This is a genomic window from Deltaproteobacteria bacterium (assembly GCA_016874735.1).
In the GTDB taxonomy this organism is placed as follows: Bacteria; Bdellovibrionota_B; Oligoflexia; order Oligoflexales; family CAIYRB01; genus CAIYRB01.
In genome coordinates this window covers 16677-29616 of sequence record VGTI01000029.1, presented here as the reverse complement: position 1 = coordinate 29616, position 12940 = coordinate 16677, and the positions used below count along the sequence as shown (strand labels likewise).

The following is a 12940-nucleotide window of genomic DNA, read 5'->3' as shown; positions in this document are numbered from 1 at the left end:
GTTATGGCGCACACCCGGGCGACGCCTAGGGCCACTCGCGGGACAAATCCGATTGCTATGGCAGTCGACATCCTCGGCGCAGTATTACTTGCGATTTATGGACTCATTCTTGGGCCACTCGGTGTGCTGCGTGGCCCCATCGTGATCGAGAGAGCCGTATGGTACATGTGGGTGCTCGTGCCTCAGGGACTCATGGCGCGGTCGATTCGCGCTGCCATCGATTGGCGTCTCGGACATTTTGATTCCGCCATTGCACAGCTCGAGGGCCTGGTGGGTGCGACCGAGGATTATACGCGCGAGCGCCCTAATTCACGCGTACGTCGTCGTGTGCTCGAGGACTTTTACACGGTGCTTACCCGAGCCTATCTGCACGCGGGACACATCGATGATGCGATGTTGGTGGTGATCCGCGCTAAAAAGAGTATGTCCATCGATCGCCTGCCGGGCTTGGCCGAGCTTGATGCCAAAACGGCGCATCTCGTGCGCGCCGGGTTAGCGGCCGGCCGCTTACTGGACGGACAGGGCCTAGCGACAATGTTTGTGAAGTCCAATCAGCCCGCTCCCCCGGCGCCGGCAAGTCCGTCGCCGCCGCGCCCGCAGTCTCCGGTCTCGTCGCGCCGCCAGGGTGCGACGCGTGGACCGGGAGGACCGGTCAAACGCGGTCCGCCGCCGTCAACGGCGCCTGGAGCTCATCCGCAGCCATCAAAGGCGGAGGTTGAAGCCAAAGTGATACCGTTCCCGCGCCAGGAGCACCCAACCCCATGACGCGCGCCGATCTGAGGTCCGACACGCTTACGAAGCCGACCGATGCCATGCTTGCTGTCATGATGGCAGCAGAGGTCGGTGACGATGTCTTTGGTGAGGACCCCACAGTGGCTAGGCTCGAGGCCGAGACGGCGCGCATCCTCGGCAAAGAGGCGGCGATGTTTGTTCCGTCGGGAACCATGGCCAACCAGATCGCCATCCAGCTGCACACGCGTCCTGGCGATACCGTAATCGCCGAAGAGGGCGCCCATATTTTGCGTTTTGAGGCTGGCGCTGCTGCCGCTTTGGCTGGTGTCCAGATCGAATGTGTGCCGCGGGCCGCAGCCCTGGCCGATGATGTACTGATAGCAAACTTTAGGCCGGAGTCTCTGCATACCTCGGCCACTGCGCTACTTGTGGTCGAGAACACCCATAACGTCGGAGGCGGGCGGGTCCTGAGCCTTGCAGCCATGGAGCGTATTGGCACCACAGCCAAGAGCTTAGGTCTGGCTGTCCACTGTGACGGGGCGCGGCTTTGGAATGCTGCGGTCGCTCTGGGCACCAGTGAGGCTCAGCTGGTGGCGCACTGCGATACGGTGGCTGTTTGTTTGTCCAAAGGTTTGGGTGCGCCCGTAGGCTCCGTGCTGGTCGGCAGCGCGACCCACATGGTGCGTGCCCGCAAATTGCGCAAACGCGCCGGCGGCGGTATGCGCCAAGGCGGTTATCTTGCGGCTGCCGGACTATATGCCCTCGCACATCATCGCTCACGGCTTGCTGCGGATCATAGAGCTGCCGCCCGCATGGCTGCTATCCTGCGTGAAGCTGTTGGCAATGGTTGTCCGCTCGAGGTGATGTACCCCGACCCAGGGACTAACATGGTCTATGTCCGGTTGACTCAAGGCTCCGCACTGGATCACGAGCGGGCGTTAGCCAAACGCGGGGTCCGCATGATCGCTATGGGTGGTGGCTGGTTGCGGGCCGTTTTCTATCTCGGAGTCGATCAGTCGGCGGCTGAACTGGCAGCATCAGAGTTGGTCGCGCTGTCGACGGAGCTGCGCCGGTAAGTGATGATCGTCAGGTCATCGGGCTTGGATGGTTCGCCGTCCTCGGCGCTGGTCATGCGGGCATGGCAAGCATCGACAAGCTTGCGATTCACCGCCAAGAGCTGGCTGCTGCGGCAGCTGTCGGCGATCTCCTCGCTGCGCAAATTATCAAAAAGTCCGTCGCTGGCGATGATCACGGTGTCTTTGGGCGACAAATCGATAGCCGTGCCGATTTCGATATGCATCGCATCAAAGCCGATCAGGTTGGAAACTAGATGCAGCTCCTCGTGCATGATAGCGTCTTGTTCTTCGATAAATCCGGCCTCAACGCCGTAACCGACCGGCGAATGCGACATGGTCTTTAGCTTTATTTTACCTGTATGGCCGATCACCATGATTTGTGAGTCGCCGACATGATAGGTGCGCAGCCTTTTGCCCTGAATCTCAGCAATGGCCAGGGTTGTCGCGGCACCAAGTCCGAGCTTTTGCACCTCGCGGTTGGCCTTTTCAATGGCGTCCAGAATCGCCGTCCTTAGCTCCAGGTTTTTCTTACTTGCTGCTCGTAGTGTGGCGCGGATGGTTTGGACGGTGATCTGCGACGCCTGAGCGCCATCGGGGAGCCCCCCCGCACCGTCTGCCACCACGAGTACCCCCGTATCCTCGGAGTAGGGGATGATGGCGCAGCTGTCTTCGTTGACCTCGGTAGAGTCGGGCGCCCTTTGCGTAAATACCGCCGCTAAACCTGGCCCCAAGGGGTGGAGCTGGGCCTCGGTGCAGTCGGTGCCAGTGTATACCTGTGACTTCAGGTCCATGGTAGATTTTCCAAATGGAGGCGTAAGTCTGCAGCATGGCGGAAACGGTGGGCACCCTTGCGGCGCGGCTGGCAGAGAGTCCTCACGGCGTTGGGTAGGGTAATAAAGGCCTTGTTACCGCCGATGATGTTTTGAAAGATGGCAAGAAGTGCTTCGACGTCTTCGGCTAAATCGTCTGTCTTGGTCTGCAATCCTGGCTTGAGATCGATGAGCTTAGCCTGAAAGCCAAGGCCGCGCCGACGCACCAGAACGTTGTCGGGGGCCACATCGCCATGGGCCTCACCGAGGTTGTGGACCTGCTCGACCCCGAGAGCGAGGGCATGCAAGAGATGTAGCCCCTCAAAAGCAGAAAGCCGCCCACCGGGTTGTCTGGCGACAAAGCGGGGCAGTTCTTCACCACGAAAATAATCCGATACCAAAAATGTCACATCCCGCCCATCCACGGAGATGGTTTCCTGGGTGCGGTACTGAAACTGAATGTCACATTGGCGGAGGCGGTGCATTTTCATCGCGCAGGCCCCAGCGATGCGATTTTTGGGATCTAGCGCTGGGGAGAAAAACTTGGCGGTGCGCTCGATACCGGTGGCCTGCTCGCTCAGTAGGTAGAGTTCACCGCTGGCCCGGGCGCTGACGCGGCTCACGACCTGGTACTTGCGGGCGAGTACCTGGCCTGGGGCAAAGTTAAAGCTGGCGCCGGCGCGGTGGCTGTTGGGCGTCGTAGTCATAAGTGCTTTCCCCTCAAGGTCTTTTCCATCACTGGGATGATAACAAGAAGAACGCGGGGTTGGTAGGGGGACCGGGACGGAAAGCGCGCCAAGATGAATGGAAGACTGGATTTTTTATAGTTGCTGACATATAGAAATTCATCCTGAGATGGCGTTACTGGCTGGAGTGAAAGGAAGCTGCAAATGACGATTCGCGTGGGTATCAACGGTTTTGGACGCATCGGTCGCACGGTCATGCGTGCGGTTCTGGCAAGTGGCAACAACGATATTGAGGTCGTACACATTAACGACCTGACTGATACAAAGACGCTGGCGCACATGCTCAAATACGATAGCGTCCATGGCACTCTGGCCGCTGATGTGACGGCGTCCGACGGTGCACTGCGTGTTAATGGGCGTGAAATTTCGGTTTCGGCGATCAAATCCCCGGCTGAGTTGCCTTGGGCTGCCAAGAAGGTGGATCTCGTCTTTGAATGCAGTGGCATCTTCACTAACCGTAAGGATTGCGAGCTGCACCTTAAGGCTGGCGCTCCTAAAGTTCTAATCTCAGCTCCGGCTAAGGACGAGGATCTGACTGTAGTGATGGGTGTCAACCATCACAAACTCGACAAAACAGTGCATAAAATCGTCTCTAACGGTAGCTGCACGACCAACTGCTTGGCTCCTGTCGCTAAAGTGCTGAACGACAAGCTGACCATTAAGCGCGGTTTAATGACGACGATTCACTCGTACACCAACGATCAGCGCATTCTTGATTTACCGCATAAAGATCTGCGGCGTGCTCGTGCAGCTGCGGTCAGCATGATTCCGACCTCGACTGGTGCAGCCAAAGCCATTGGTCTCGTGTTGCCTGAACTTAAGGGTAAACTGGACGGTCTCGCAGTACGAGTGCCGACGCCTAACGTCTCGGTGGTCGATGTCACCTTTGAGGTCGAGCGCTCGACGACTAAGGAGGAGATCAACCAACTGCTGCGCGATGCCGCCGCTGGTCCGCTTAAGGGTGTTCTGGCAGTAAGCGATGAGCCTTTGGTTTCAACTGACTTTAATGGCAATCGCCATTCGTCTATAGTAGATGCCGAGCTGACTTCGGTCATGAATGGGAACCTGGTTAAGATACTCTCGTGGTATGACAACGAGACTGGCTTTAGCTGGCGGATGTTGGATGTCGCTAGACTCCTCGCCTAAGCGAGGTGACTGTTCTAGCGCGGCGCGAGTCTTAGCAGTTCATGGTCAACACTAAGTAGGTGATGGATGAGCAAGGATAGTAACAAGTTGGTGACGCTGACCCGCAAGGAGGTTTTAGAACTTCTTGCCGAGAGTCGTGACCTCAGTGAGCGTGATATTCGGAAGGCCAACCTCATTAAGATCGACTTTTCGAATTGCGATCTGCGAGGCACCAACTTTTCCTATTCAAACCTGAAGGACTGCAGCTTTAAAAATGCAGACTTGAGTGGTGCATCTCTTTGGAACGCCAACCTCGAGGGCGCCGACTTCACCAACGCCAATTTAGAGGATGCCGATCTCGATTACGCTAAGTTGCGTGGAGCCATTCTCTTCCATGCCAACATCAGGCGTGCATCGCTGCCGACCGAGCTGATCCCACGTGAGGATATTTTGGCATCGGTCGATACAGGCTGCCGCGTTGGGGCCAAGTCCTAAAGACTTAGGGCCTAGAGGACGCGCTGCTGGAGCTAGATCATGAACTCGAGCTCAAGTACGTACGGAGTTTTTCAGAGTCCGTGCTACCTGAGCTCGATGTAATTTGGCTGGAGAATGCCTCGAGTTGGCTCGCGGCCGCTGCCGCAGCTGCTTGACCTCCTCCGTCATCGCTGCCCGAGGTGCCGAGTAAAGTGATGGCGGCGGATAGATTGCCGAGAATTGCCAGAGCGTCTTCCTCTGTCATAGAGGCAAGGTCGCTCGCAGTGAGAGTGCCGTCACCAGAGGTATCCAGTTTTTTGACATGAAGCACCATCGATGCGGTCATGAAAATCGCACCTTTGAACAGATCTCCTGGCTGCCTGCTGGTCGCATCAATTTGGTCAGTCAGGATACTGACAGCCAAATCTATGTCATCGAGCACCGTCTGCGTTGGTGATGGCAGCAGCGAAAACATAGCTGTGAAGCTTGACGACGATCCCGATGAGGCTAGAGCCAAACTACTGCTATTGCTACTGCTTGAATCGGTACCCATGTTGAGCGCCAAGTACAATGGATCCACGCCGGCACGCTGCGCATAGGCTGTAGCTAGTATCGAGAGATACTGTGCATTGCCTGGACTTCCCTCTAGCGCGCTAGTGAGGATCGATATCGCCGCATTAGGGTCATCATTTTCCAGCTCGCGGCAGGCTTCAGCGGCCGGGTCAATCTTGCGCAATCCAGAAAATATGCTCTGACCACAGCCCGCAAGCGTGATCATCATTGCGGCGGCTGTGGCTTGGCGGGATAGTTTTTTTAGATTGATGCCAAGTGATTTCATACCTTGATCTCCTTAAAAGCCAGCGATGAGGCGCAAGAAGTAACGACGATCGGGCCTCAGTCCCAAGTAGTCTGAAGCTTCCTCAGCATAAGTGCCTACATCAAGCCTCAAGACATAGATGTCAGTGTAAAACCCAAAAGTGGGGTAGCCTTGGTTTAAGCCTCCGGTCAGACCGATGCGATTCCACACCGAAATTTCGGCCCCGAGGTGGGTGCGCTCGTAGGGGTTTTTGTGGTGTCGGCCAGTGATGTCCTTATAATCAAAAAGTAGTTTGACTTTGCTCTGCAGTGTGCCTGGTTCCAGCGAAAGTCCAAGGTTGATTGTTTGCAGAAGGTTTAAGTTCTGTTCGGTGGTTTCCTTGGGTTTGATTTGGGTGTCGCCAATATCATTGAAGACGAGGCCTAAACTGGGATTCATTTTGCCGCCAATTTTGTACATCAGGCCTACGTCGGCACCGCTACCAAAGCCGTAGCCAAGAAACTTGCTCTGATCGTCGAGTTGCGCCTGGATCGTATCGATATCGGCAGCACTTGCGGTGACGCCGCCGCGTGCCCTTTGCAGGTATTTGGTAGTGACTCCGACTAAAAGATGGTCTCCCAGAAATTTCTCCGCCAAGGTGAACGTGGCTCCCAAGGTTTGGTCTGCCTGAGCGTCGATCGCCTGGAGGCCGCCTGAGTCAGGGTCGTTAAAGGCCACGAGCTTGAGATGACTGCTGGCCACAAGACCGAGGGCTGCGCGTCGCAGCACGAGCCCCGTAAAATTTTGCAAGCCAATGCTGATGGGCTTACCGATGTTGTTCTTGACCGTATCGACGGCACTCGATGTCGAGTTGGAGAGTGATTTGGCAACGTCACGGACACCCTGCGAAACCTCGAACTGAGGGGAAAATAGCACAGTCTTCTTATAAATCCCGGTGCCTTGAGCAATCCCTGCGGGGTTATAGAAGATCGCGTCCTCGCGATCAGCTTCGGCGATCCCCGTATCGCCACGACCGAGAAAGTAGGCGCTGCGGTAAACTGATTCCCCAATTTGCGCGGGTTCGGCAGCATAAAGACGCGGCGAGACGGCAATACTGGTCAGCCCAAATATGATGCAACGTAAAGTCGATTGTAAGGTCGATGCATGGCGCATGAGGTACATCCTACCGAGAGTTCGATGACAATATTCTTTGTCGATCGCCTCATCGGTAGGACAGGGGAAAACCTGACAAAATGCTTGCCTTGGCGCGGCATTTTGCCGTGCAATTGCTCGTGATCGTGACGCCTAAGCTGTCATGACCAATGACACAAAGTTCGCGCTATTGCGCTTTTGGCAAATGCAGGCGCTCATAGGCGCACATCGATCCCTACCACCGCTGCTGGCTCACTGTGCCAGCAGTTTCTCAATGTCGGGTCCTAGACTCTCTGGTGTGGTCTGTGGTGCATAGCGATCCACAACTTTACCACTGCGATCGACTAGAAACTTGGTGAAGTTCCATTTCACCGCCTCGGTGCCAAGGAGCCCAGTTTGCTCCCGCTTAAGGTAGTTGTAGAGCGGGTGTGCCTGGTCACCATTAACCTCAACCTTGGAAAAGATCGGGAAACTGACAGGGTAATTTAAGCTGCAAAATTGCTTAATCTCCGCTGATGACCCTGGCTCTTGATTGCCGAACTGATTGCAAGGAAAGCCGAGGATGACAAGCCCGCGCTCTTTGTACTTCTTGTAGAGCTCCTCCAGTCCTGTGTACTGGGGCGTGAAACCACATTTACTCGCGACATTAACGACAAGAACTACTTTGCCCTTGAATTCAGCCATCGAAACATCTTTGCCATCGAGAGACTGAGCCGAGAAATCGTAAAAAGAAGCGGCCATGGCAGTGTCCTTTGCACTTAGGGTGGGGAGCATGAGAAAAACAGCACAGATGCCAATGTACAAGTTACGGGCCACAGCTCTCAACATCTTAAGCACCCTCTTTACGGTTTCTCGTGATAAGTAATCTCCGCTACGGAATTTAGCTTATCCCCGTGCGAGCTCACTGTCATGACAGTAAATTTATTTAGCGCCGCGCCTCCCGGCGTACCGACTAACTCAAACGGTGCGGAACGCCACACGAATCGATCGGGAGCATCTTTGCGCTGATCCATCGCTTCGATGGTGATTTCAGTGGTACCCGCTGGGTTCTCCAGGCTGCCTTTGGTGTCCTCTAATTTGATCTTAATAGGTATGGTACCGAGGCGTTTCGCGGCATTCACTAAGTCGGCCGCTCCGCTCGTTACGCGCACTAGCCCGGCATCTCCGGTGATCTGCTCAAGATAGCCGCGCGGGTTGCTCGCCTGATCACCTTTGTAGCCAACAAACAGAGCGTAGAGACTAGTGTCAGGTATCGTCCGTAAGGCCTGCGCCGCAGCGACTCCTGATGCTTTGGGATCTGTCCCACCGACGGTGGGTGAGCCGTCCGAGATAAGATAGACGACTTTCTGACCGGGCGTCGATGCTAGTTGCTGCTGGGCAGTTTGCAATGCCGCCGCGTAATTGGTGAAGGCAAAGCGTCCATCGGAACCGCAGAAGACTTCGGGTTTGAGGTTCGCCTTCAGCTGATCCATGCCGCCAACTGGCACCTGGACGCGCGCTCCGGAGGAGAACCCGACCACACCCGCCTTTACGTTAATGAGACTGAGCTTGGCGTAGGCATCGACGAGGCTTTGGGCAGCCTGCAGCCGGCCACAGGTGCCGTTGGTGGTTTTATCGTTCGGACCTTCGTTGGGTGCACCTTCCATGGATCCCGAGTGGTCAATCAGGAAGAGGACGGTGACGTCACCCTGGATTTTGGCTGTTGGACAAAACTCACCAGCCACGCGCACTTTGGAGCCCTTTTTGCCGAAGAATTCAGATTTAAAAAGCCCCGCATCGCCGCCGTTTTCGGTGCACGTCAGCCACAAGAGGCCATCGGTCTGCGAGACTATACTGTCGTTGGGCCCGGGGCCGTCGCCGCCACCTCCGTTAGCTCCTGGAGCGCCGCCGGGGCCGTTGCCCGGATTATCACCGCCGCCACCGCCAGGACCACCGTTTCCGCCTGGTCCATCCACGGTGATCGTGACTTCCGAGCGTCCGAGTAAGGCATCGACGGCATTGCGCACCTCGGGTGTAACCCACCCTGATTTTTCTACCTCGCTGGTTGGTGGTGTGCCGTAGGGAAGTTGCTCCTTGGTGGCGTCGGCTCCTTTCGGTCCACTGTTGGTGAGAGCCGGGTCGGTTTGCACTACTTGCTCGCCGAAGTTGGTCTTACCGCAGGCTGCCAATGTGGCAGCTAGTCCTAATCCGACCATAAACGTCGAGCGTTTGTGACTTACACCTAGTGCACGTTTCAGCATGGCGTGATCCTCTAGTTGGCGTGAGCTGGAATCGATAGTCCCAGACTCTCAATCTGGTGACTTCAACGACTCCGGCGAGGCTGTCGGTTGGTAAATAAAAAAACTTTAGATAAATGTAGTTAAAGTAGAGGAACTTACTGATCGTACGGGGGATTTGACTTAGCCTCACCACCAGCGTGTGATGCCGACGTCTCGCTCGAGGTGACGCACCCCATCGATTTGACATCCGTCAAACGTCTAAACAGTCAGCCGATGATTACGCGTCTGAATGGATGAAGGGGTCCCTTGTTGGGACCCCTGAGCTCTGACCACCTAAGGTGAAACGATTTGTGAAAGGATAACCTAAGGATAAGACAGTACGTGCGGTACTAACAGAAACGGGAAAGGACAGTAACTAAATGCAGCGGTAGAGCTTTTCGAGAAACCATAAAACCATTCATAACTATTTTTCTCTAAGACTCTGCTAAGTAACCAGGGCTCCTAGCAGATACAACCGTTAGTGCAAGCCTGATGCCAAACTCGCTCTCGGTCGCCCCATCGGTCTGCTTGTTAGTCACAGCTGATATACAAGTGCGCGGAGACTCTAGTGAATCTGCTACTCAACATCCGGGTGGTGGGACCTCGATTGTACGCGGAGGGTTCTACAACCCTGCCCCCAGCATGTCAACTCTTAATACAGATTAAATTGCAAGCACAAAGGAGAGCGGCTCCCGGAGCATGATGCTTCGGAGATCTTTAGCCAAATCAGCTAGTTGAGGTATACCAGCCTGAACCATCGATTGTAGGTAGGTGGCACTACGGAGGATCAGTGACATGACATCACCTGTGCCGTAGTGTTCATGGGTGGTATTGGCTATCAAGTCTTTCCACGGCATCCCTTGAATCCATTCCCGCACCACATAGCCGGCTGCCGGGTTATACTCCCGAATCACTGGATAGGTACGCTGCCGGAATGGTGGATCGTAAACCTCCGGAAATAATTCATAGGGATACATCTGCAGCAACATGTCTTCGACACCGTACTCGCCAAATGGCAGGCGGTAGCGGGCGTCTGTGCCTGGCTCTTTGAAGCGCGCTAAGGTCATCGAGGCAGCAAGTTCAACGGCGCGGCTGAGATTATCCGGAGTAATTTGCCGATCAGCGATGAGGCGCGCCATGACCAGGCCCCCCGCCTGCGGAAAATACCGCGCAATCGAGCCAAAGTTACTGAGGGACTCGTCGGCATTGAGGGCGCCAATTTTATGCAAATGCACGTGTAGTGCTGCGAGTGATCCGGCGCTCTTGGCTTTCAGAATCGGATGACATTTAGCGCGCAGACGACAACCTGTGCATGGGGACTCCTGCTTGTTCCAGAACGCAGCCACCGCGGCTGCTGGTGAGTCACAGGGAAGATCCCTTTCGCTCAGTTTTTTTACAAGGCGAGACTTCGTCATGAGGCTGAGGTCTATACCCTGGTCCGTGAAACGCCTAAAACTCTTGCTGTAAAAATTCTCGATCGCGCGCAGGCTAAATCCGCGCCCCACCAAGCCAAGAAATGTCGTAGGATCGCTACGCAGGCGCGACGTGATACGATCACGCTGCGCGTTACCAAGGCGCTTATAGGCCACAGGCGAAGGCCAAAGACTGAAACCAACGGCGTCTTTGCCGCGTCGGCCTGCACGGCCTAACATTTGCAGAACCTCGGAGGGTGCGTAGTCTGTAAATCCTAACTCGCCGGGTCGCTGATAATCGGCGATCAGGGCTGATCTGACCGAGAAGTTGATGCCTAAACTGAGGCCCATCGTCGCCGCGCAAAAACGCAGTAGGCCGTCTTTGACTAAAGCCTCGACCGCCATGCGTGCGGGGGCCGCTAAGCCCGAGTGGTGATAGCCAACGCCGTAGACTTGTAGCATCTGTCTGAGCTGCGGAGAGATGAACGAAAGGCCGCGAAACTCCTCTTGCGAGGCAGCAAGCGAGGCGCCGATACGCTCGGCCTCCTCTGGCGATAAAGGCGATAAGTGACGACAGATCATAGCTGCCATGGTCTCGCAGGCTAGACGGCGCCCACAGTAAACGATGGTCGGTGTGAGGCCTAGAGCCATCAGCCCTTCCGCGCGCTCCGCAATGGTCTCTTGGCGCACGGGTGCATCAGGCCTGCCGGGCTGCGGCGGCCGCATCGACCCCGATGGTAGCGTATTTGGCAGGAGCCAATGACCACCGTGGAATACCAGATCGACGAGAGGCACGGGACGTTTTTCCGTGCGCACCAAGCGGCAAGGGCGATGGGGGTGAATCTCGCGCAGCCACTCTGTAAACTGCTCGGCGTTTGCCACCGAGGCCGATAGCAGCAGGATCTGGCAGCCTTGCGGCGTTAAGATCAGAGCCTCTTCCCAGCTGCTACCTCGGCTCTCGTCCTGGAGATAATGGTATTCGTCAAACACAACTAACGTGCGTCCGAGGTCCGGCTCGACGCCAAGCAGGGAGTTGCGGTAACTCTCGAGTGTGGCGACAACAATAGGCGCGTGCAAATTTTCTTTGATATCGCCGGTGGCGATCCCCACGTTCTCCGAGCCAAACATGGCGCGAAATTCGCGCAATTTGTCATTGGAAAGACTTTTGACCGGGGTTGTGTAGGCAGCGCGAAAGAGTGGATCGTTTAATTTCGCGCGGAAAAAAACCTCAACAGCACGCGTCTTGCCGGCCGTTGTTGGTGCATCCACCACCACCGATTCACCAGCCATCAGTGCCGCCAGCACTTGCTCCTGCCACGGATCTAGGGCTATTTCCCCCGTTGCTTGGCGGGTGGGTGGCGCGATAGCAGCATCGAGCCACGCACGAATTTGCGCTTCTGTCTCCGCCTTGGCCTTGGCCGTTGCAGGATTAACGTGCTCAGAATCACGTCCACCGTCACGCCTGCCCGGTCGCGCGAAGTCGCTCTCGGATTTGGCAGATTTGCGCCGGTCGTGGCGGTTATCACGCGAGCTGCGAGAACTGCGGGAGCCCTGGGAACTCGGGGAACTCTGGGAACTGCGGCGACGTTTACTCACGCCTTACTTGACTCCGAGCGACTGACCAGCATCGTTGCTAGCGTCACAACCTAACACGCGTTGGTATTCCAGTCCAACCTAGCCTCGACCCAGCCTCAACCTAGCTTTGCCGATTCAGGAGAGCGTCAAGCTGAGCTGCTACGAGGCCTATGGCGCCACTAGTGTCGATCACGGCATCTGCGAGTTCGGCTTTTTCCTTGGCCGGCATTTGCGCGGCTAGCACGCGGTCTGCCTTGGCGCAATCAATCTGATCCCGCGCCATCAGGCGCTGCTTCTGCGTGGATGCCGCGCAGTAGGTCGCCCACACGGCACGAAACGCCTTCTCCTGACCAGTCTCCAAAATAAGCGAGGCTTCGTAAAAGCAGAGCCTGGGATCCTCATTCAGGTGCAGCTTCTCGACCTCGGCCACCAAGGCTGCACGGATAAGTGGGTGCGTCATGGCCTCCAGATCGCGCCTGGCGCGCTCGTCGTGGAACACCAACTGTCCGAGTAAGGGGCGATTGAGACGACCTTCCTCATCGAGCACGTCTGTACCAAAGCGATTTACAATGGCCGCTAGACCGGGCGATCCCGGTGCGGTCACTTGGCGGGCAAGCTGATCAGCATCAATCACCGGGTAGGAGAGTTGTCTCAGCATGCGTGCTACGGTTGATTTGCCGGTGGCAATGCCTCCGGTCAGTGCGATGCAATACCGCTTGATGAGTTCCTGCGGACTCAATACCGACCTCTCCCCAAAACATGTCTCCCCACAAACAGGCAGTGCG

General features: G+C 56.1%; 12 protein-coding genes. 4 read left to right on the top strand and 8 right to left on the bottom strand.

The window, feature by feature from the left end; genetic code table 11:
• Positions 1 to 3: 3 nt before the first annotated feature.
• Positions 4 to 765, top strand: coding sequence for a hypothetical protein (locus tag FJ146_12160; protein MBM4252719.1), 762 nt, complete (start codon positions 4 to 6; stop codon positions 763 to 765).
• Positions 762 to 1808 (top strand): low specificity L-threonine aldolase, encoded by a 1047-nt coding sequence (locus FJ146_12155; GenBank protein ID MBM4252718.1) that lies wholly within the window; start codon positions 762 to 764, stop codon positions 1806 to 1808. Before FJ146_12160 ends, FJ146_12155 begins: the two co-directional genes overlap by 4 nt.
• Here the strand turns inward: FJ146_12155 and FJ146_12150 are convergent.
• Both FJ146_12150 and FJ146_12145 read right to left on the bottom strand, forming a co-directional pair.
• On the bottom strand, positions 1745 to 2599 hold the full coding sequence (locus FJ146_12150; protein ID MBM4252717.1) for a serine/threonine-protein phosphatase: 855 nt from the start codon (positions 2597 to 2599) through the stop codon (positions 1745 to 1747). The genes FJ146_12155 and FJ146_12150 overlap by 64 nt on opposite strands.
• The gene (locus tag FJ146_12145; GenBank protein ID MBM4252716.1) at positions 2590 to 3324 is read right to left on the bottom strand and encodes a serine/threonine protein kinase; all 735 of its coding nucleotides are present in this window, start codon (positions 3322 to 3324) and stop codon (positions 2590 to 2592) included. The genes FJ146_12150 and FJ146_12145 overlap by 10 nt, the downstream gene beginning before the upstream one ends.
• Positions 3325 to 3507: 183 nt before the next feature.
• Here FJ146_12145 and gap point away from each other — a divergent pair, with 183 nt between their 5' ends.
• The gene (gene gap, locus FJ146_12140; protein ID MBM4252715.1) at positions 3508 to 4509 is read left to right on the top strand and encodes a type I glyceraldehyde-3-phosphate dehydrogenase; all 1002 of its coding nucleotides are present in this window, start codon (positions 3508 to 3510) and stop codon (positions 4507 to 4509) included.
• A 66-nt stretch (positions 4510 to 4575) separates the two neighbouring features.
• Entirely contained in the window at positions 4576 to 4983 is a 408-nt protein-coding gene (locus FJ146_12135; protein MBM4252714.1) for a pentapeptide repeat-containing protein, read from the top strand.
• 37 nt (positions 4984 to 5020) lie between these two features.
• Here FJ146_12135 and FJ146_12130 read toward each other — a convergent pair whose 3' ends face one another.
• From FJ146_12130 to FJ146_12105, 6 genes are all read right to left on the bottom strand, one after another.
• Complete coding sequence (locus tag FJ146_12130) at positions 5021 to 5800, bottom strand: hypothetical protein (GenBank protein MBM4252713.1); 780 nt, start codon at positions 5798 to 5800, stop codon at positions 5021 to 5023.
• 12 nt (positions 5801 to 5812) lie between these two features.
• Positions 5813 to 6931, bottom strand: coding sequence for a hypothetical protein (locus tag FJ146_12125; protein MBM4252712.1), 1119 nt, complete (start codon positions 6929 to 6931; stop codon positions 5813 to 5815).
• Between the two features lie 231 nt (positions 6932 to 7162).
• Positions 7163 to 7651: a glutathione peroxidase gene (locus FJ146_12120; protein MBM4252711.1), complete on the bottom strand. Its 489-nt coding sequence runs from the start codon at positions 7649 to 7651 to the stop codon at positions 7163 to 7165.
• A gap of 101 nt (positions 7652 to 7752) precedes the next feature.
• The gene (locus FJ146_12115; protein MBM4252710.1) at positions 7753 to 9150 is read right to left on the bottom strand and encodes a VWA domain-containing protein; all 1398 of its coding nucleotides are present in this window, start codon (positions 9148 to 9150) and stop codon (positions 7753 to 7755) included.
• 680 nt (positions 9151 to 9830) lie between these two features.
• Positions 9831 to 12176 (bottom strand): DEAD/DEAH box helicase, encoded by a 2346-nt coding sequence (locus FJ146_12110; protein MBM4252709.1) that lies wholly within the window; start codon positions 12174 to 12176, stop codon positions 9831 to 9833.
• A 100-nt stretch (positions 12177 to 12276) separates the two neighbouring features.
• A complete protein-coding gene (locus tag FJ146_12105) occupies positions 12277 to 12936 on the bottom strand; it encodes a dephospho-CoA kinase (GenBank protein MBM4252708.1) in 660 nt (219 codons plus the stop codon).
• Positions 12937 to 12940: the final 4 nt, after the last annotated feature.

What these genes read in the sequence shown, in the direction of transcription:
- FJ146_12120 (MBM4252711.1), bottom strand. Translation starts at nt 7,651, where the DNA reads ATGGCCGCTTCTTTTTACGATTTCTCGGCTCAGTCTCTCGATGGCAAA.
- FJ146_12130 (MBM4252713.1), bottom strand. Translation starts at nt 5,800, where the DNA reads ATGAAATCACTTGGCATCAATCTAAAAAAACTATCCCGCCAAGCCACA.
- FJ146_12160 (MBM4252719.1), top strand. Translation starts at nt 4, where the DNA reads ATGGCGCACACCCGGGCGACGCCTAGGGCCACTCGCGGGACAAATCCG.
- FJ146_12155 (MBM4252718.1), top strand. Translation starts at nt 762, where the DNA reads ATGACGCGCGCCGATCTGAGGTCCGACACGCTTACGAAGCCGACCGAT.
- FJ146_12145 (MBM4252716.1), bottom strand. Translation starts at nt 3,324, where the DNA reads ATGACTACGACGCCCAACAGCCACCGCGCCGGCGCCAGCTTTAACTTT.
- gap (MBM4252715.1), top strand. Translation starts at nt 3,508, where the DNA reads ATGACGATTCGCGTGGGTATCAACGGTTTTGGACGCATCGGTCGCACG.
- FJ146_12125 (MBM4252712.1), bottom strand. Translation starts at nt 6,931, where the DNA reads ATGCGCCATGCATCGACCTTACAATCGACTTTACGTTGCATCATATTT.
- FJ146_12115 (MBM4252710.1), bottom strand. Translation starts at nt 9,150, where the DNA reads ATGCTGAAACGTGCACTAGGTGTAAGTCACAAACGCTCGACGTTTATG.
- FJ146_12135 (MBM4252714.1), top strand. Translation starts at nt 4,576, where the DNA reads ATGAGCAAGGATAGTAACAAGTTGGTGACGCTGACCCGCAAGGAGGTT.
- FJ146_12150 (MBM4252717.1), bottom strand. Translation starts at nt 2,599, where the DNA reads ATGGACCTGAAGTCACAGGTATACACTGGCACCGACTGCACCGAGGCC.